A 19,389-nucleotide genomic window follows, 5' to 3' on the forward strand; every position below is an offset into this window, starting at 1 on the left:
CGTCAACAAAAAGTATGAATTTCTTGTACATTATGTTTTTTATTATATATTTGTTATTTTTAATAGTACAATTTACTTGTACATTGTGAGGTGAAAATAATGATTAATCTTAGATTAAAAGTTGCTCGAAAAGCAAAAAAGCTAACTCAAGAACAATTAGCTAATAAACTCCAAACAACTAAAGGCACAATAAGTAACTACGAAAATGGATATAGTACTCCTTCAAACGAAATGCTTGTCTTGTTATCGGAGGTACTTGATGTCTCAACTGATTATTTATTAGGAAAATCAACTTCCTTACTTGATATAAATAATAAATTTATAGCTCCTGTTGATGAAGCTAAAGCAATTTTAACTACCAGAGAAGCTGAAAATAAAATACTGCCAGATGAAAAAAAACTTTTAGATGACATTCGTTCTTCTGAATCGCGAGATGAAATTGTAGAAATAGAAGTTCTTCAACGAGTTAACACTTTTCTAACTAATGAAAAGGACATAGCAAAACGCCTTCAAAACTTTAAAGACGAGATTGAAAATAGTGACGGACTTTCCTTTGATGGAGAACCGATGTCAGATGAAGCAAGAGAATCGCTTATTGAATCGATGGATCATGTATTTAGACAAACGCAGAGGATTAATAAGAAGTATACGCCTAAAAAGTTTCGTGAGGATGAATAATCTTTAGGAGGATTATTTAATGGATATCGAAGAATTAAAAGAAGGTTTTAGAGTCTTCTTCCCACCATATTTAGAAGGTTACAGAAGTCGTGTAAATGAACTGTATATGGAAGAACATAAAAATAGCGATTCATTTTATTTTATGGACCCAGTCAAACTTTTCGTGCTTTTATACGAAAAAAACACTCAACTACTTTTCTCAGAAAGTGATGAAGATCAAATCGTTTTTATTGACTGTTCACATATTTCAAATGAAGAATTTTCATTGCTAACAAATGGGTCTGAGAAATTAAAAAAACGATTTATTAAATCCTTGTTAAATGTTGATGAATACCATGTTGATATCCCTTTTTACAATCTAGGTGAATGGGCAGGAATAGCATTCTCAAATGGTAACCGCGATAGTCTAATTGATCTAAGTTACCGCTGGGGAACACATCTTGCTGATTCACATGAAAACCTTTATCGTTTTAGCAAAGCTTTTAATTCAGCTATAATTCCTTCTACAGAATTAGGGAATATTGACACAAATGTAATTATACAAAAGGTAAATGATCCTACATTTGAATATGAATTCGGGGAATCTGTTAAAGCATATAATTCTGGACTCTATTTAGCAGCAGCTGCAACTGGTGGCATCGCTTTAGAAAATATTTTACGTTTGTTAATACAAGCGAAGACCAAGGCTAATTTACCTCAAAATACATACATCAAAGATTCTTTAGCTGTGTTAAAACGTGAAAATGTATTATCCAATCGACTTGCGGCTTCTGCTGATAGCTTAAAGGCGATTAGAAATTCTAATGCCCATACTAATTCAGACCCAGTAAAAAAAGCAACAATTAATCATCTATATTCGGTTATTGAAGATTTATCCTATTTGTTTTAATTGATTAGACAATAGTTCAAACTGAGCATGTAATTTTCTACTCAATGCTGATGTATCACCATGTGGGTTTCCTTCTTCAGAATACCAAAGCGAACGTTGTAAATCTTCTGCTATGGCAATTACTTCTTCTTTACTTAAGGTAATACTAATTAAATCTGTACCATTTACAATCATCACTATCACTCCTAAATTGAATTTAAATCTATTTTAATCAAGTGAATGTGATAATGCACTAAAGATGGAAATGAAGTGATTGAATGTTTCTAAAAGAATATGTCGCAAATTTAATTAACAAATATGCAACACGTGATCCATTTGAGCTCGCAACTTTATTAAATATATATATTATCAAATGGAATTTACACGAGGAGATTCGAGGATACTACAAGTATGATCGGCGGAATAAATATATCGTAATCAATAGTAACCTTAGCGATGAATGGAAGCGAATCGTTTGTGCACACGAATTGGGACATGCAATTTTACACCCCAGATTAAATACACCTTTTATGCGGAAAAGCACTTTGTTTTCCGTTGATAAAATTGAACGTGAAGCAAATTTATTCGCTGCTTATCTTCTAATACCAGATGAAAACTTATTTGAGTATTACGGAGAAATGACAATATATGATATAGCTGCCTTACATCAAATCCCGATTGAATTGATTAGATTGATATTTAATGACTACTTCTAAACCATTTATAATAATTAAATACTCATTAATATATTTATTTGTAAAGGGTAGGATTTAATGGAAGAAATACTTAAACTGATTAAAGAATATAAAGAAGTTGTTGTCTTAATAATTTCGTTGTTTGGTTTAAAAAGTTTTTTCACCTTTATTAGCTCCAAACCATTAGAAAGACAACTTTTCAGTAAAGAAAATAAAATTATTTATGAATTAATAAATATTATTACTTTATTTATACTTTTCCCCACAGTTACACTATATTTCTTTATACTTGATCATTATAAAATCGTAAAGATTATTGACAATAATTTTGGATATATTCTTTTTTTATATTTTTTCATTTTTATATTATTAAATATTAGAAAAATCTTAACAATAAAGTATATAAAAAGATTTATATTAAAATTAAATAATAAAATATATAATTTTATTACACATTCAAAGGTAGAAACAACAATATTTTTCTTATATATTGTATTTTCTTGGATTATTTTTGGGTCTCTGAATGCTTCTATAATTATTGAAAATAATGCAATTAAACTCAAAATCTTTATACTTTCATTATTTGTATTTATTGAACTATATTTTGTTTATGTTTCACTCTTTATGGGTACAAATTTTAAATTGACAAAAGCCATGATGGTAGTAATAAAACTGGAGAACGGCGACATATATGAAAATTATTATATATACAATCCAAGTAAAAATTTTATATTAATTGGTAAAGAAAAAGATCCTAATTTATGCAAAGAGCCAATACTTATTCAAATTAATAAAATTCTGTCATGTAAACAAGTTGATACGGTTTTAGAAATAGATTAAAAGTCCTCATTCACTAAGTTAACACAAATTGATGTTGCCAGATATCTAAATATTTTAGAAAGTGCTTATGGATACTATAAAGCAGGAAGATTTGAATTTTCCATTAGTGGTATAAAATAACTTGCAGAAAAATACAACGTGATTGTTGATTATCTACTTTGAAGTACTGATAATACTGCTCCCCTTTCTCAACAAGAAAAAGACGAAGCTGAGTTCCAGGCTTTCGCCAACAACCCTACTCTGGTACAAGGAATTGCCGAAGTCGAAGGAAGAAGATTTGGAGAAGCTGCTTAAGATGTGGGAGATTTTGAAGAATAATGGTGAATTGTAATGTTAATTTTAGTCAAATAACGATTATTAATTAATTCTAAAAGTAACATAATGATATCTAAAAAAAAGGACATGATTATGCATGTCCTTTTTTAATACCATTATTGGAAATATTATTTATTTATGATATATTTTTTATAGTGATTATAGGTATATTTACGCAAGAACTATTAATCACTAATCTGGAATTAAATATATTTTTGCTTTAACTTAGTCTGGTTTTTCATTATTTAATATATTAATAGGAGGTTTTATTAATGGGTTTATTTGATATTTTCAAGGGAGATAAAACTGGAACTGAGCAAGGGATGCATCCACATTTTGCATTTGTAACATCTCTACTTTATATGATGGGTGCAGATGGAGAATATGACCATGAAGAAATTGGCCAACTACTATCTGTTATCGGTGGACAGAAAAAAGGCAATAAAATTTATGTTGGTGGAAACAACGACGATCTAATGTCGAAGGCAATAAAATATGTAAACAAGAACTCAGTAGATCAATTCTTACGAGAAGCTGCACATGTACTTACTGATGCTCAGAAAATGTGTATTTTAGTTAATCTAATTGACTCCTCTCTTTCAGACGGTGAAGCTGAAATTGAAGAACAACAATTATTTAAAAAGTTTTTAAATGCTTTTGGTATTTCAGAAGAACGGTTTAAGCCATTTTTTGAAGTTATCGTACTAAAAAATGATCGTTCTGTATTTTTAAATACAAACCATCAAAAAAATAAAAATGGTTATAAAGTAGAGCTGTCCAAGTATTAGAATGTAGCCTCTTTAATGAGGCTATTTTACATATTGCAAATATCTATATTAAAAAATGCTTTAACTTTGAAATTATCGACAATATTCTTATAAGCTTCTTACTAACTTAGTGGCTCAAAACTGCCCTTCCAATATATTTTTTTTAACAAAAACGCGAAAATTAACTATATCTTTCAAACAAATTATATAGGTGTTAGATTGTTAGTAGTCTCAATTAATAGTAAAATTAGGAGGAATATTTATGACACATATCGAGAATGGAAAAGAACCCGCAAAAGTAATTTCTTTTATTAATATGAAAGGTGGAGTTGGAAAAACTACATTAACTAAAGATTTGGGGTACTTTTTAGCAACAAAGAGGGATTACAAAATTCTATTTATTGACCTCGATCCTCAATCAAATTTAACTCAATCCTTTTTTAGAAAATACGGATACCATCAGGAAAGTCTATTAGATATAGATGAAAATACCGTTGAAGAAGATTCTAATGAAAATTCGATTAATAATAACACTAATAAAAAAACAATTGGTAGTGATATTTCCATTCAAAAGTTATTCAAACCTGGTAAAATATCACACCTAAAAAAAGATGATTGTATTCTAGCATTAGATGAGAAAATTTCTATTATACCTGGTACATTAAAAGCTATATTTTCAGAAAGAAATAGTAATATTGAAAATCATCTTTTTAATTATATTAATCAAACAAAATTGAAAAATGAATTTGACTTTATTTTTATTGATTGTCCCCCTACATATTCTAATTATACTATTTCGGCATTAATAACAAGCGATTACTATATAACACCTAGTAAACCGGATGCTTACTCTGTTTTAGGAATTGAAATGTTAAACGAAGTAGTTTGTCGTGTAAAAGAAGAACATCAAGTTTACTTTGAAAATAAAGATTTAAAATCTTTAGGTGTAATTTTCACAGAGTTAGCCCCATACAGTAAAGGTTATTATGATCAAATAAAAGAAATTAAAAAAACTCAAACTTTAAATATTCATTTTTTTGAAAATCATTTCGTTTACAATAGTTATATCCCAAAAAGAGCCGAATATTTTATTAGTGACTCTGGTAGTAATACAAAAAATGAGTTAATCGTATTGGCAGATGAATTTGAAAGGAGGTTTTCTGAAATTGGATGATTTAGAAAAATTAAGACACCTATTACAATCCATCAAAAATATAAAAAATGAAGATATTTTCAGAAGTGAATCTTATAGCATTTTTGTATTATTTTTGCTTTCGACTGAAATTTTCACATATAACCCTAATATTAAAGAGTTTTTAGAAAAAAACTCAGAATTCAACTCTTTTTTAATAAAATATGAAATGGAACTTAAAGAGTATCTTTTTAAAAGCCGGACTGTATTAATTGGAAGATTTATTAGAATAGTTGAAAAAGCTGATATAAAAGATTTAAAACTCATACTTAAAATAATACAAGAAATTGCTTTTTTTGAGTCTAAAGGTTCTAAAACAATAAACAATGGTAATAAAAATGAAGAAAATTACTTTGATTCTTTACTGGGTCAATTTAAAAGAGGTAATTAACTTGATAGATTCATATATTAAAGAGTACAAAGAATTTTCTATCCATAGATTTCCATATAGTCGTTTGAATTTTGATAATTTATCTACAAACGAAACACTTCAATCGATGTTTAAATCAATTGAGATTATCGATGTATTTTCTAATTCAACAGCTATTTTAGATTCATGGGTTATTTTAAAACTAAATGAATTAAAAAATCAGTTATTAATTTCTTTATACTATTTACCACATTATTCATCATTTCTCTTTGCATCATTACAAAGAAGTATCTCAGAATTGATTTTAAAAATAACTCTTTATTCTTCTGTTGATACACCAAAAACAGAGGAAACTCAAAATAAAATTAATAATATGCAATTTAGAATATTAAAAGACAATATCAAAGCTTCACCTGAATATAATACTCAACTATTCAAAATTCAATTAGATAATTTTTTCTCTTTATACGGGAATAGTTCTAATAATATTCATTTAAAGGAGGCATCTTCCGTTATAGAATGCATAGAGGCTTATAACTCTATTACACAATCAGACATTAAATTAGTAAAAGGATTAGCAATTAAAGTAGAAACTTACCTTTTAAGCTTTTTCCCTAAGTTACATAATTTAAATGACACTCAATTAAATATGTCATCTAAAATTCAACTAAAAAATATTTTGTCTAAACCAACTTACATTAAATATTTCAATTAGCCCTACTACCAAAAAGTAGGGTTTTGTTATACAATAAACAAGAACATACGTTCTTGTATTTAACCTATGGGTTGATTACATGCACTATACACATCTTGAAGATTATGTCCAACAGTTCTACACTCGCCTGGGCATTACAGACTCTACCCTGCTGCATGTTGAAGAAGTGGCTTTTAGAATGGGATTGAAAGTTTTTTATTGGCCAGACAAGAGTCAGGCATTATTTATTAATGGACGGCATTATATTTTTCTTAATGAAAATCAGTCGCCACAGCAACAATGGCAAGACTTTTGCCATGAACTATCACATGTATTATTACATACAGGTGATCAATTTCATATGTATACCCTATTTCGTGAGTACCGGGAATTCAAGGCCAACAATTTTATGTACCACGCTTGTATTCCTCTTTTATGTTGGAGGCTTTGTCAATAGACGATCATACACCACAAACAATTATGAAAGTAATGCAAATCTTTAACGTAGAATACGATTTTGCTTTCAGGAGATTAACACAATATAACATTAAGCAGATTATGCAGAGGTTGCATAATATGGCCTTCCTAAATATGAGATGATGAGTGACAAGGACAGGTCATAAGTGAGATGTTAACCGCTTTAGCTACCACTGTGAAAGGAGTGATGTACAAAGTTGTCCTATACGCTAATGTACCTGTCCGGGTTAGTTAGATAGGAAGTGGACAAAATGGCTAGATATCAATTAAACGCTACAAAAAAAGAGGATATTTATTGGTACATGGATGCCGATAAAGAAAAGAAATATGCTTACCGTTACAATTATTACGATCATAAAGGTAAGCGTAGAGAGAAATCAAAATATAAATTTGATACAATCCTTGCCGCTGAAAGAGCTCTAATTGCTATTAAAAGTACCATTTTAAATGGTGGAGAAAAGATTGCTTTAAATGATAATATGACGGTTTCACAATGGGTAGAAATTTATTTTGATCTCAAAAAATCAAAATGGAAAGGAACTACCCCTAAAACTTATCGTAATATCATTGATTCTTATATTCACCCATTCATTGGTCATCATAAACTTTCACGTCTAACCAAAAGTATTTATCAATCACAATTTATTGATAGATTAATACCTATCGCTGCACCAAAAAGTATTGTAACATATCATAATTTTTTTATAGGTTGTATAAATGCCGCAGTGGAAGATGAAATAATAGAAAAAAATCGAATTGCAAAGGCTGATTTACCACGTGCGGAGAAACAAAATACTGACGAAGTAGAAGGAAATTATTTAACACCTACAGAGTTAGCATATTTATTGCGCTGTGTAAAAGAATCTTGTGATATTACTAGATATACTTTAATTTCCCTTCTTGCGGCGACAGGAATGCGACGGGGCGAAGCCGGGGCTTTACGTTGGGCAGAAATTGATTTTAAAAATAAATTAATAAATATAAGTCGCACTCGAGACGTTCATGGAGAACGATCAGCTAAAACGCTAAATAGTATCAGGACAATTGATATGACTGATGATTTGGCACAACAGCTGGAACAGTATCGTAAATGGTGTATTGAAAGAAAGCTTGCCTATGGTATACAACATACAATGGATGATCTAGTTTTCATTAGTAAAACATGTCATCCGCTGAACCAAAATGCTGCCACATTAACTTTATTACGGATGCATGAGTTACATGAAACAAAACTGATTTCGCCACACGGTTTACGACATACCTTTGCTACAATTTCAATTGCATCCGGTACACCGCCTACAACGATTGCCAAAATTCTTGGTATGACTACATCTACCCTCTTGAAAACATATGCACATTCCTTCGCTGAAAGAGAAAAACAAGCGATGCAAGTAATGAGTCAATTCCTTCATTTTGATAAATCTCTCTAAAACTATTAAAAGTGGGGTACGAATTGAGGTACGGTTTACACCGAACCTCCCTCACCCCTTTGGTATCAAGGGTTTTCAATAGATAGTGTTGATAAGCATAACTTATGACCTTGGTTTCTATCCTGATGTTTTTAATTTTTTGATGTGCATAATATCAAGGTTTTGTATTAATGAAGGTTTCTATACCTGTCTAACGAAGTGTATCTAAATGTATTTAACTGGGTATTTTTTGGGGCACTTGCTGGGGCACCTGTAACTTTTTTAAAATGGTGCCCCAGTTCGTAAAAATGTAGATAAAGAAGGTTTGGACAGGTACTCTCTTATAAGGAAAGAACGATATAAATTCCTTTAAAGTTAATATTTTCTAAGATGCCTAAATTGGCAGTTGTTTTTTCTGCATCATCTCCTACAAAGAACTCTACTAATTTTGCTGGTAAGCTCTTTTCAGTAGCAGTAGATAAAGCTTGATTAAACAAATTTTCACGCGCAGCTTCTTTTTGAGATTGCTCAAATTGTGCCTTTAACTCACGTAACTGTTTCGCTTCCTCTGATTCTGGTGGATAACGCTTGGAAATCTCATCTTCTAATTTCTTTGGAAGAGTTTTAGTTTCGTACGTTTTAATCGCATCAGTTACTCGAGTATCAGCAAATGATTGAAGCCATTTCTTACCCTCATCATCGTCGTTTAGAAATGATTTAACCGATTCAAGTGTCAATGTAGCCCCTTGACCGTTTCCTCCTGATGCTGGCTCCGGTGTAGGTTCAGGCGTTGGCTCTGGATTAGGATCTCCTTCTCCCGCAAGCATTTGAATATCTAAAGGTATTAACGTTTTAAGATTGAATGGATTTTGATTCATAATTTCCTCCTTGCCCAATTTAGTTACTCGAATGAATCCCTAAACTGTTCAATAGTGTATTTGTTCTCGTTCTTTATAACGTCTTCGAGAGGAAAGACAAAAATAAAAAGCCATTCAAAGTGAATGACTTGTGTAGGTTTATAACAAATTTTGATTAATATCATGAGAAAAAACCAAGTTTTGAACAAGCAGAATAAGAAATTTAATTACCATTTCTCGTTATTTTTATAATTTTTCAAATGAATGTACTCATCATTTTTCATTTTCTTCCAACTACTAATACCATTCAAAATAAGCATAAAAATTACAAATAAGGCTGAACCCACCATGTAATGACCTGAGTAAAAAATAACAAACGCCGCAACCAATAATGATATCATCAGCAATATCGCTAAAATTTGTAATTTATTATTCTTCTTATCATTCATAAAATCCACCTCCCAATTAAATGTTTTTTGTTATTTCAATATGTTATTATGGTTTATTTTACCACACGATTAAAATTCTTATATAACTTTCCTTACTTAAATACAAAATAATTTTGATTACCCTTGAGAAACTTTCAAACTTCAATTTGCGCTAAATTTTTTCTTCCACTCTTCATAACTCATAAATGGCACCGTTACACTCGGCGGTTTAACCTGTTTATACGCTTTGTTAAAAGCTTATCTATAAGTTAGCCCTTGATCAGACATATAAGCATCAATACGTGCAGCCAATTGCTTTTGGTAAGTATCATCCATGTAATCTCTACCTCTTCGATATTCAGGAAGCTTGCCATTAATCATGTATATCGTATGACAACGACACTGGATATCCATTGAAGCAATGCCCCATAACCTCGGTGCTTTTGATTTCCACTTGCCATAGTGAAAGTAGCCATCTTTATCAGCTTTCTGACCCTCTAGCTTTCTATGGGACTTACGAACTCTGGTATCAAGCGACGACATCCATACTTTAGTAAGCCGTGCTGTTTTACTTGCCTGTTCCTCAATTGCTAAATCTACTTGTGATCTAACTCGGCCACCCTCTGTACGAGCAACAAGGATTGCTTTTTTCTTTGTCCATCCCATAGCGTTTTCAATCCTGATAGCCATGTCTGTGTAACTTTCACCAGATTGTAGACTCTGTGCTATCTCAATATTCAAACGCCTGATAATTTCGTTCCTATGGACTTCAAATATCTTAGGAAGAGTAAGAAACTCAACAGGATTAGTTAACGCTACATGAATCATCTCAGCAGATGGTATTTTAAAGCCCATTTCCTCGCCTGTAGACTGTTGTAAGAGGTAAGCCATCAATAAGTATCTTTCAATGTAGAGACGTTCCTCTGACGCTTGTATAAGCTTAATAATCTCTTTGTAATCAGCGTTCAGTTGTTGAGCAATTAACTTCATTTCTTGGTTGAATCGGTTGTACTTATTAACATCAGTCCAAGTAGCTTCGCCATTTCTGGCAAACTTCCGATGCATGTCTAACATCTGGGCAAGAATAGACTTTAAACGTCTCGCAAAAACAACCTCAATGTCCCTCTCAGCTTTAGCTTCTAAATCATCTACGATTCGATTGATTTCCTGTTGATTTATGAGTCATCAACTTCTTTTGTATCATCATCGTCATCCTCGTTCAAAGGTTCAAGCCCATTACCAAACAATTTTTCATCATTCTGCATCTCTCCAAGTTCATACTCCACATCATCAACAATTGACAGCTTAGAAAGTCGAGTACGTTCTGACACTACACTTTTGAAGCTTGAGAAGCTTGAGCATCAATAGGAATGTTTCGCTTATATTCATACCAAACTTTCAAGTAATCGTCCTTTGAGCAAATACCTTTTTTGGACCATGCACTACATAGCACTTTAAATTGGTAGCGAAGAGCAGTCGTGAACTTTCGCTCTATCGTTTTGCATTTGTTCTCAAGTGCCATAAGTTTATACTTCATAGCCACTCCACTAGCATTACCAGCAAACGATTCATCACTGAAGTTCACGCTCTTAGCTAAACGCATGATGTTCTCTTCAAGACGGTTTAAATGGTTCTCAATCATTTGATCATTAACATCTTTAGTTAGATATTTAATGTCGTCATTCTCACCCATCAGTTCAAAGATACCTGTTCTAGCTAACTTGTTTGCCTCTTCTTCATCCATCCCCATACCTTTAAGCACCAGGTAGGCCAATCGAAACTGTTCAATTTCGTTCGATGCATCCGATAAAGTTCTGTCGTAAGCATCAATCAGGTTATACACCTTATCTGCATCCCCCTGCAGCTCCTCATTATTGGGAACACCGAATAAAGGGCAATAGTCAAATAAGTGCTTCCGTTCATCTTTCAAAACAAAAGGTGAATCAGTATCAGTGCGAGTGTACAATCTTTCAGTGGTTGCATCGTAAAAGACCAGCTGCTCAATTTCTACTTTTTCACCCTCAGCATCTAATTCAGCGCTTTTAAAATATCGCATAGCATATTTAGGTTCACTAACGTCTGCTGTTTCTGAAAGAATGATTTTCCCATGGATCAATGGCCGTAACCCGTTCATTTCCATCCGTATCAATGTAAAGCAGTCGTGCTGAATAGCCACAAATTGCTGTTTTCTTTCCGGATTCACTTTCCAAATCATCAATAGAATTACGCAAATTAAAAAGCTCAATCGCCTCGGATAATTTATCAAGGCCTTGAGCTTGTTTGTCTACTACGTATGAAATTGGATTACCGAACATGTAGCCAACCTTGGTATCTACTATTTCAGCGTCTAAAGGGTTATTAAGTGTATTATTTACCTTGTCATCAACACGAACCACATGATCATTACCTTGAGCATAATCAGTTGGCTTACGAGTTAAAATCGGTACTGCCGATAATTCTGCTTTGTACCGATTGTAATTGAGCAATCGTTTGTTACGTTCAGCCTTTGTTTCATCAACTAGCTTATTCAGTAATAAAGGAGTAACACCTTTTACATCTATATAAGCTATGTATTCGTTCACTGTACCACCTCCTTATCGGTTCTTTCCTGTGATGATTTCTTTGTAATAATGCGTATAAATCGCATAGCGTAGAGCATCCAGTACGTCATCCCACAATTTAACTGGTTCTCCTGTGCTCGAATTCTACACGTATTGAAAAATTTCATCTTCAAAACGTTTCACTTTATCACGAACAACAAACAACCTTTCCAGTTTGAAACGTCTAGCTACTTCTTCAATCCCTGCAACAACTGCTTTCTTTGCATTGAATCCTCGTATTTTTTCGCGTTTGAAACGTGCAATATGTTCTGGTCGAGCTGTATCACATCACAATAAAAATTGATATTGCCATAACACACTTTAATATCTTTCGCTATCTTTACCCAATCATCAATCTCATAATATTGATGAGCATGCTCTTCACACAAATACACATCGCCTTGGTCGTCTTCTGCCAGTACAACAATAGATCCGAAGTGCTCATATCCCCAGTCAACGCCAGCAAAATATTTTACGATATTCTTTTTGGCGAATTCCTCCAAAGAAACAAAATGTACTTCCTCTTTAAAATCTTTATATACAATACCTTCTGCAGCTACCCAACGGCCGTAAATATCGCGTTCAGTAAACATACCAGAAGGTGTACTTGCTACAATTGATTCGATGTATTCCTCATCTAATTTATCGTTATCAAATAAAGAAAAATTGAATACGCGAATGTTCAAACGACCACTTTCTAAAGTTTGACCATCTTTGTCAATGTAGTCTTTCTTGATACTGTGCGCTGGATTCTCTGGGTTTGTATCAATTAATACTCTAGCTCCTGGGTAAGAACAACGTGAAATAACTTCTTTTACAAATGTGTCATGTAATGCAGTTCCTTCATTGACGAAAGCCCCTGCTGCTGTAAATCCACGTGCCTTTTTCCATGAATCTGCTTTCGCCCCATCAAACACGTATACCTTATTACCGAAAATCGTAACAGCATTGGCCTTATTGAGCTTCAATTCTTTGCCCAATATCATTTCCATATCATCTAGTACGTTTCGTCTTATACTCGCTTGTGTAGCACCACCGATAATAAACGATAGCCCTTGTCCTTCATACTTTGCAATGTGCATTAAAAAAACCAAGATAAACACGAATGTTTTCCCTGCTCGCTTTGCGCCACTTGCGACTATGATTTTAGGTTTTTCTTTTACATAAGAATCCATAACGGTCTGTTGTTTTTTTGTTAATTCAGCCATTACTCTTCACCAGCCATGCGACGTAACATTTTCGCAATTTCTGATTCTTGCTTATTACTATCAGGGTTTTCGAGTTTACTGATTTCAGCTTTCGTTTTGTTAATATTCAATTGCATCTGTTCAAGTTTAAGTCTGCGCTCATCATCTTGGTCTGCCATCTCAACAAACTGACGAATAGAAGAACGCAACTCCCCGATTGCTCTCGATTGAGCAGTGAGTAGTTGCGCCTGTCGTTCCCATGCGAATTGGAATTCATATTCTTCCTCTGTTACAGCCTTTTCTACGCCTCCGCCATCTTCTTTAGAACGCGGATAGTATTCGTATTTTGCTTTTTTTGAGCTCCTTTATGATTTCGTCTTTCGATTCAACGTGCATAATTCGTTGAGCCCTTATGATTGCAGCATACTGAATCTGTATTTGATCCCAAATTAAATCGGCTGGAGAACGTTCGTTCATTGCCTCCATGATTTCGAGTGTTTCTTCTGGCAAGAACTTTTGAAAGAAGCCATGTGTCAGGGCATTTGAGTTTTGTTTTGGAGCTGATGCATTTTTATTGCCTCTATTACCTTTTGCATTAGCATTACCAATAGGAGCGCCTCTTTCTCTCTTAACAGTTTTTATTGGAGTACTCCGTTCGTCTGTTTGGAGTACTCCATTTAATTTTTCGTTCCAATTGTCTTTAGATTTTGATTTCCAAGAGCCGATTGTTTTTTCTGGAACTCCTAACATTTCTGCTATTGCTCGATTTGTAATATCACCGTTATGTTCCTTATAAATTTCAAATACTTTATCTCGATTTGGATCTCTCGCTCTAGCCATCGCATAATCACCACCACCTATACCTGAAGCCTTGGAAGCCTCTTACTTGTTCTAACTGTTCCTGTCTTAAATCATCCATAAAAATAAGACAACCATTCCATGTGCGATTAGTTACCTCGCATACAGCAGTTGCCTTAGTTTTGATTCGTATTACTTTCATCGATGACTCAATACATCCGTTTTTTATGAAATACACTCTATCACCAATGTTTAGCTTTTTAGGCTGTCTGGATAGTTGCCAGAACTGTTCATATCCACCTTGTTCATACATAGCAGTTTCTTTATCATCATTTACATATTCGCTCTTAGGAATCGTAACTACGATATCCAATGGCATCACCCCATTATGCTAAATGCTTCGGAAAAATTAAAAAGCATCCATAAAGGATGCTCAGCTTATTCCAAATAAACTTTTAATTTGTAAAGAGGCGTATTCCTTAACAACATCTAAAGGAACTGAACCAAGTTCTAACCCTTTGTTCAATATACCTTCTTTAGTTTTATTCCAAATTCCGTTATTTTTAACTGAGTCTAAAAATTCATGTCCATCCCAAGTCATTGATGCCATTAACCAAAAAGGTTTGTTATCAGCCCATCGAGTGCTATTTTTCACATATCCAGCTTGATCTAATATTTCTAAATGGTACGCAACCACTTCTCTGTCCCAGTTTTCAGGGATAACTAACTCTTTTTTATCATCGTTACTCTCAATAAGTAGTAATAATTCTCTCACTAAATTCAAATCTCGTTTCATCAAAATCACCTCCTACCTAATAATAAACCTGAAAATGAAATATACGTAATAACTTTTTGCTCTCAAAAGTAAGTACCGTTCTCTAGCAGTCAAAGGGGATGAAACTGCTCGATACTCACTTTTCAGGGCAAAATAAAAAACACCCCGAAGGATGTTTTACTTCTTTGCTTTTATTGCTGTCTTATATTCAACAATATCTGATTCCCTTTCTTTTTCTACTTTCGTTATAAGTTCTTTAATTTGCACTATGTATTGTTCAATGTTCTCTTTTATTTTTGCTTTTGTATTATCTTCATCTTCCTCTCCTTCTCCCATCTTAAAATTATATTCATAATTCGAGACAGTCTTAAGGGTGTTCTTTTTAATTTTCTCAAACTCATTTGAAAAATTTATAATAATTTCATAATTTTCGTAACTAATATCTAGCTCTGATTGATTTAAAACTTTTCCTATTAATTCATTAATTTTGTCACACACTTTATGATGCGTTTCAATAATTTCACTTATATCCAATTTGCTTAAACTAGGGAATTTTAATAACTTTCCTTCTATTAGTCTTAAATTGAACTCAACAAATGATAATGTACTATATTAACTGCCCAATAAGGTTATTGGCTCTAATAATCTTTTTAGGTAACTTATTTTCATTATCCTCTCTCCTGTTTTCTTGTATTGTCTCTTTTACTCCTAAATATGTAACTACCCCTCCTACTATTGCACCCACTAGACCCAAACAACCAGCTAAGACAGTTTCACTTTCTATGAATGATGAGTTTTTAACAATATATATCGTTAAAATGCTTAGTATTAAAATTACAAATATCAACAACAGTGCTAATATAATGTTAATCCACTTTGTATATCCTTTCATCGCCTCAATACCTCCCACCCAATCATAACCTAGCAGATGAAATATATGTAATAACTATCTGCTCTCAAAACCACACCAAACTCTGTCCTCTCAATTCATAGCGTTTCGGCTGTTAAATGTAGTTTTCAAAGCAAAAGAAAAACACCCTGAGGGTGCTTTATTAATACTCTAATTTTTATTTAGCTGAATTCCATTGTAGGGACCTTTATTGATTGTTCCAAACGTTTTTTTCCACATAGACTCCTTCTGGATTATTTCTGAATTCGTCCCTTCCATAAACTCAATGACGGAAAAAGTAATTGAATTATAGCCGTTTTCTAAAATATATAAATTCAAATGATGTGCATCACCTAAAAACCCTAAATGAGTCATCCACCTACCTATAATCCCACCTGTACCATAAGCACTACCAATATATCGACTTTTGCCATCTTCTGAGCGTTGAATATAAATTCCGTTTTGACTTAAAACTTTTTTCAAATTATTCTGCTCTGAATTATCTTCCCAAATTGCAATAATCTCTCTCCAGGAAAATGTTTGTCCTAGCACCTCTTCTTGAGATACATCAACATCAGGTAATTCCAGTCCTTCAAACCTGGATGTATGTGCAAGTCTACTAGTTGCTTTACTTTCTTGTATTATTTCTTCTGAAGCCAATATTTCAGCAATATTAGTTGCTATTTGTAAGTAATCAGCTGCTTGAAAATCAATATAATACGTTCCTTTTTTAACAACTTCAGGTAATGACATTAACGTATTTTTTAAGTATTCATTCATATCAGGTGCATGATAAATTCTAAAAAATCTTTTTGGTTCATTATCCCATAATTCAAAAGCTCTAATTTTATAGAAATTTGGCTTTACACTATACTTTACCCACGGTGTTGATTCATTTGTTTTGTCATATCTTTCTTTCAACTTAAACATACTAGCAAGTCCACTTGTAGTTAGAATTGGTTCTAATACATCAAACATAATTCTCTTCCCTTCATTTATGAATAACTAATTATACCAAATTACTAATAGTTTTCTTAATAATTTCCATTTAGTTTTGCATAAGAATGTTCCATCCAATAAAAAGGAAGAAGCTCTGCTCGATGCTCACTTTTCAAAGCAAAAGAAAAAAGCATCATAAAGCTTTTTACAGCCTTTACAATGCTTTTATAGTTCCTGTTTAGACAGGAGTAAATACTTAGTGAAGTAACGAATTGTGTTTAGTGCATTTCCGTGCACTTTGTTGATGTAGTAAGTTTGAGTGAAATTATGGAAAGTGGACGAAGTTCACATATAAACCACTCCTTAATGTTGGTCATAGTAAAGCTGTGAATTGATACATTGATAAATAAACCGCAAATAAAAATAGCCCGATTAATAACCAACCATAAACTTTTCTCTCGCTCTGAAATGCTTCAATTCCTTTAGTTAACATGAATAAACCTGAGAAGAATACCATTAAAAAAGTCAGATCGTAATCCCGTGTTATAAGTAGGTAAGCTGAAAGAGAGACAGTTATGATAGCAAAAACAATTTGTAAAATGTTAAGCATAATATTCCACTCCTCTTTAAATATCATATAACAAAAAGAGAAGTCATGGAAATGATTGTAAATATTTAGCCTTTTATATTAATTAAGATACCTAATCCCTTAAAAATATGGGCCGGCCATGTATGTCATACTCCGAACAAGTTTGTTCAGCGCAGGTCGGTCGTCGGTCTGTCTTTCCCTAATATTTAGGTTTTTATAAATACCAAGAGAGGAAAACCTTACCGCACCATCCTGCCTCCCAGTTTACATCATATTTTTCCTCTTACAAAACATGCTACATGTTTTACATTTGTTCCTTTGTACTTACTTTTGGTTTATTAGATTCAAAGTATTTAATCTTATCGTTTATTTATATTTTCTTGAATATACAAATTCAATTACTGGAGATGTAACGAATGTAAGCCCAACAACTATGAGTAAAGGGTAATTTTTCATGTCATTTAAATTGGATACACCCTCTGAAATAAACAAAATTAGACATGCCATAATCATTAAAACATAATACCCAAGCTTTGCACTCTGAGTTTCAATATGTCTATCTAATTCATCTTTATCTTTAACACCATTATGGTTACCCCAATTAATCCAGTTGAAAAGATAAGACAAGGCAATGAAACTAAAAATTATAGAACCCCCATCTATTGTTCCGAATCGCATCCATCTGTATAATGTGTAGCTTACAAATCCACAAAAAACTACAAAAACAATAAGTCCTATTATCTTTTTTGATTTATCCATTCTTTTTCTCCCCATTCTCCTGTGGTATAAATAATTCCTCCATAGTGGCACCTAAAACTCTTGCAATATCAAAAGCGAGCTTTAAACTTGGATCGTATTTGTTATTCTCAATAGCATTAATTGTTTGTCTAGTTACGTTACACAGATCTGCCAACTTCCCTTGTGAAATGCTACATTTTTCTCTTAGTTCTTTAATATTATTTTTCATAATATAACCACCTTCATATTATTAAGGTGTAAAATATCTTTTACATCCTAATAATACCCAATTAAACGATTGCATGTCAAATATCTTTTACATCAAATTTTAGTACACTTGAATTCAATCCTTTTCATAACTAAAAAAAAAGAAGCAACCTTTAGGCTACTTCATCATCTGAATTAAAATATTGTTTCTGACCCTAAATATCGTCGTGCTGGATAAATTCATGTGCTTACCAATCGCTCGCATGCTATCGCCATCAAGCAATCTATAAAGTACCTCAATTTCTCTATCTCCATGTACTAACGAAATACGTTTTTGCAACTCTGCAATCTTTTGCTCATATGCCTTAATTCGATAATTTAGTGAATAAACACGGCGTTGCACTTCAGTATACACTGGATCACTTGTCCCACCACTAGCCTTTGGTAATGTTGCATCGATGCCATACATAGCCGTCTTAGCCCCAATGTAGCTATTGTTATTAGCTTTCGCTACAGGCTGCCTTGCTTCCTCAATCGTTTCAACCATCCACCGATAATTCTCAATCCACTGAAGTAAATCCTCTTTTGTAACTTTAATTCGCCCTGTTAACATAGTTTAGCCCTACTATTCCCACACTGGTAGGTATGGTATAATAACTTAACGAACAAGCCATCAATGGGCATAAACCAATTCGAGCTGTAGCGTGGGATGACGCTGCGGCTTTTTCAAAAAAAAGGAATGATGATATGAACCAATTAATTCAATATATCAGCTACAAACCAAGCTTGTAGGGAGTGCTGTTTCTTCCCTTGACCTCCCTGCAAGCTTGGGTTTCTCAAGGGAGCTGATATTAATGAAAAACCGTTCTAAAGCCTATATTCGCCATCAGAGAGAGCGAATTATCCGAAAGAAATGGTCAATTTTAAAAGATGTAATGTTACGTGAAAGTGAGTTCATGCCTGTACGTGGTACATTAAGCAAAGGAAAAATTCATTGCTCATGTAGAATGTGCCGATACGAGCAGTATCACTCGATTCCAAAAGCCAAACATAAAGCAAAATTAAAAGCTATGAAAA

General features: G+C 32.9%; 26 protein-coding genes and 2 pseudogenes. 10 read left to right on the top strand and 18 right to left on the bottom strand.

What is annotated here, in order from left to right; translation table 11 throughout:
• Positions 1-99: 99 nt before the first annotated feature.
• Both RCJ95_RS10025 and RCJ95_RS10030 read left to right on the top strand, forming a co-directional pair.
• On the top strand, positions 100-678 hold the full coding sequence (locus RCJ95_RS10025) for a helix-turn-helix domain-containing protein (RefSeq protein WP_446722214.1): 579 nt from the start codon (positions 100-102) through the stop codon (positions 676-678).
• Between the two features lie 19 nt (positions 679-697).
• A complete protein-coding gene (locus tag RCJ95_RS10030; RefSeq protein WP_446722215.1) occupies positions 698-1,567 on the top strand; it encodes a DUF4145 domain-containing protein in 870 nt (289 codons plus the stop codon).
• On the opposite strand, the gene RCJ95_RS10035 is transcribed toward RCJ95_RS10030, so the two are convergent.
• Complete coding sequence (locus RCJ95_RS10035; RefSeq protein ID WP_446722216.1) at positions 1,550-1,741, bottom strand: hypothetical protein; 192 nt, start codon at positions 1,739-1,741, stop codon at positions 1,550-1,552. The two genes, RCJ95_RS10030 and RCJ95_RS10035, sit on opposite strands and share 18 nt — an antisense overlap.
• Before the next feature lie 83 nt (positions 1,742-1,824).
• On the opposite strand from RCJ95_RS10035, the gene RCJ95_RS10040 reads away from it, so the two are divergent.
• The 8 genes from RCJ95_RS10040 (at position 1,825) to RCJ95_RS10075 (ending at position 8,326) form a co-directional block, all read left to right on the top strand.
• Positions 1,825-2,262 (top strand): ImmA/IrrE family metallo-endopeptidase, encoded by a 438-nt coding sequence (locus RCJ95_RS10040; RefSeq protein WP_446722217.1) that lies wholly within the window; start codon positions 1,825-1,827, stop codon positions 2,260-2,262.
• 57 nt (positions 2,263-2,319) lie between these two features.
• Positions 2,320-3,081 carry a hypothetical protein gene (locus RCJ95_RS10045; protein WP_446722218.1) on the top strand — a complete coding sequence of 254 codons (762 nt, stop codon included), beginning with the start codon at positions 2,320-2,322 and terminating at the stop codon, positions 3,079-3,081.
• Positions 3,082-3,668: 587 nt separating this feature from the next.
• Entirely contained in the window at positions 3,669-4,184 is a 516-nt protein-coding gene (locus RCJ95_RS10050) for a TerB family tellurite resistance protein (protein WP_446722219.1), read from the top strand.
• Positions 4,185-4,425: 241 nt separating this feature from the next.
• Complete coding sequence (locus tag RCJ95_RS10055; RefSeq protein WP_446722220.1) at positions 4,426-5,337, top strand: ParA family protein; 912 nt, start codon at positions 4,426-4,428, stop codon at positions 5,335-5,337.
• Entirely contained in the window at positions 5,330-5,746 is a 417-nt protein-coding gene (locus RCJ95_RS10060; RefSeq protein WP_446722221.1) for a hypothetical protein, read from the top strand. The genes RCJ95_RS10055 and RCJ95_RS10060 overlap by 8 nt, the downstream gene beginning before the upstream one ends.
• A gap of 1 nt (position 5,747) precedes the next feature.
• On the top strand, positions 5,748-6,440 hold the full coding sequence (locus RCJ95_RS10065; protein ID WP_446722222.1) for a hypothetical protein: 693 nt from the start codon (positions 5,748-5,750) through the stop codon (positions 6,438-6,440).
• 178 nt (positions 6,441-6,618) lie between these two features.
• On the top strand, positions 6,619-6,876 hold the full coding sequence (locus RCJ95_RS10070; RefSeq protein WP_446722254.1) for an ImmA/IrrE family metallo-endopeptidase: 258 nt from the start codon (positions 6,619-6,621) through the stop codon (positions 6,874-6,876).
• Positions 6,877-7,147: 271 nt separating this feature from the next.
• Positions 7,148-8,326, top strand: coding sequence for a tyrosine-type recombinase/integrase (locus RCJ95_RS10075; RefSeq protein WP_446722223.1), 1,179 nt, complete (start codon positions 7,148-7,150; stop codon positions 8,324-8,326).
• A gap of 320 nt (positions 8,327-8,646) precedes the next feature.
• On the opposite strand, the gene RCJ95_RS10080 is transcribed toward RCJ95_RS10075, so the two are convergent.
• The 17 genes and pseudogenes from RCJ95_RS10080 to RCJ95_RS10160 form a co-directional block, all read right to left on the bottom strand.
• Entirely contained in the window at positions 8,647-9,183 is a 537-nt protein-coding gene (locus RCJ95_RS10080) for a DUF4355 domain-containing protein (protein WP_446722224.1), read from the bottom strand.
• 206 nt (positions 9,184-9,389) lie between these two features.
• Positions 9,390-9,611 (bottom strand): hypothetical protein, encoded by a 222-nt coding sequence (locus RCJ95_RS10085; RefSeq protein ID WP_446722225.1) that lies wholly within the window; start codon positions 9,609-9,611, stop codon positions 9,390-9,392.
• A gap of 237 nt (positions 9,612-9,848) precedes the next feature.
• Entirely contained in the window at positions 9,849-10,481 is a 633-nt protein-coding gene (locus RCJ95_RS10090) for a phage head morphogenesis protein (RefSeq protein ID WP_446722226.1), read from the bottom strand.
• A gap of 284 nt (positions 10,482-10,765) precedes the next feature.
• The gene (locus tag RCJ95_RS10095; RefSeq protein WP_274769193.1) at positions 10,766-10,921 is read right to left on the bottom strand and encodes a hypothetical protein; all 156 of its coding nucleotides are present in this window, start codon (positions 10,919-10,921) and stop codon (positions 10,766-10,768) included.
• Positions 10,921-11,706: a phage portal protein gene (locus tag RCJ95_RS10100; RefSeq protein WP_274769194.1), complete on the bottom strand. Its 786-nt coding sequence runs from the start codon at positions 11,704-11,706 to the stop codon at positions 10,921-10,923. The genes RCJ95_RS10095 and RCJ95_RS10100 overlap by 1 nt, the downstream gene beginning before the upstream one ends.
• On the bottom strand, positions 11,663-12,172 hold the full coding sequence (locus RCJ95_RS10105) for a phage portal protein (RefSeq protein WP_274769196.1): 510 nt from the start codon (positions 12,170-12,172) through the stop codon (positions 11,663-11,665). The genes RCJ95_RS10100 and RCJ95_RS10105 overlap by 44 nt, the downstream gene beginning before the upstream one ends.
• A gap of 12 nt (positions 12,173-12,184) precedes the next feature.
• A pseudogene (locus RCJ95_RS10110) lies at positions 12,185-13,398 on the bottom strand (PBSX family phage terminase large subunit).
• Positions 13,398-14,217 (bottom strand): annotated as a pseudogene (gene terS, locus RCJ95_RS10115) (phage terminase small subunit). Before terS ends, RCJ95_RS10110 begins: the two co-directional pseudogenes overlap by 1 nt.
• Positions 14,218-14,224: 7 nt before the next feature.
• Positions 14,225-14,548: a hypothetical protein gene (locus RCJ95_RS10120; protein ID WP_274769201.1), complete on the bottom strand. Its 324-nt coding sequence runs from the start codon at positions 14,546-14,548 to the stop codon at positions 14,225-14,227.
• A 60-nt stretch (positions 14,549-14,608) separates the two neighbouring features.
• Positions 14,609-14,971 carry a DUF2513 domain-containing protein gene (locus RCJ95_RS10125; RefSeq protein ID WP_274769202.1) on the bottom strand — a complete coding sequence of 121 codons (363 nt, stop codon included), beginning with the start codon at positions 14,969-14,971 and terminating at the stop codon, positions 14,609-14,611.
• A 156-nt stretch (positions 14,972-15,127) separates the two neighbouring features.
• Positions 15,128-15,484 carry a hypothetical protein gene (locus RCJ95_RS10130; RefSeq protein ID WP_274769203.1) on the bottom strand — a complete coding sequence of 119 codons (357 nt, stop codon included), beginning with the start codon at positions 15,482-15,484 and terminating at the stop codon, positions 15,128-15,130.
• 73 nt (positions 15,485-15,557) lie between these two features.
• A complete protein-coding gene (locus RCJ95_RS10135; RefSeq protein ID WP_274769204.1) occupies positions 15,558-15,842 on the bottom strand; it encodes a hypothetical protein in 285 nt (94 codons plus the stop codon).
• A gap of 168 nt (positions 15,843-16,010) precedes the next feature.
• Complete coding sequence (locus RCJ95_RS10140) at positions 16,011-16,817, bottom strand: GIY-YIG nuclease family protein (RefSeq protein WP_112118264.1); 807 nt, start codon at positions 16,815-16,817, stop codon at positions 16,011-16,013.
• A 334-nt stretch (positions 16,818-17,151) separates the two neighbouring features.
• Positions 17,152-17,388 carry a DUF3953 domain-containing protein gene (locus RCJ95_RS10145; protein ID WP_004230330.1) on the bottom strand — a complete coding sequence of 79 codons (237 nt, stop codon included), beginning with the start codon at positions 17,386-17,388 and terminating at the stop codon, positions 17,152-17,154.
• 345 nt (positions 17,389-17,733) lie between these two features.
• On the bottom strand, positions 17,734-18,126 hold the full coding sequence (locus RCJ95_RS10150) for a hypothetical protein (protein WP_274769207.1): 393 nt from the start codon (positions 18,124-18,126) through the stop codon (positions 17,734-17,736).
• Positions 18,119-18,334 carry a helix-turn-helix transcriptional regulator gene (locus RCJ95_RS10155; protein ID WP_112118261.1) on the bottom strand — a complete coding sequence of 72 codons (216 nt, stop codon included), beginning with the start codon at positions 18,332-18,334 and terminating at the stop codon, positions 18,119-18,121. Before RCJ95_RS10155 ends, RCJ95_RS10150 begins: the two co-directional genes overlap by 8 nt.
• Positions 18,335-18,490: 156 nt before the next feature.
• Positions 18,491-18,925, bottom strand: a complete 435-nt coding sequence (locus tag RCJ95_RS10160) for a hypothetical protein (protein ID WP_274769209.1) — start codon at positions 18,923-18,925, stop codon at positions 18,491-18,493.
• Between the last annotated feature and the right edge of the window lie 464 nt (positions 18,926-19,389).

The organism is Lysinibacillus sp. BSL11 (assembly GCF_052928325.1).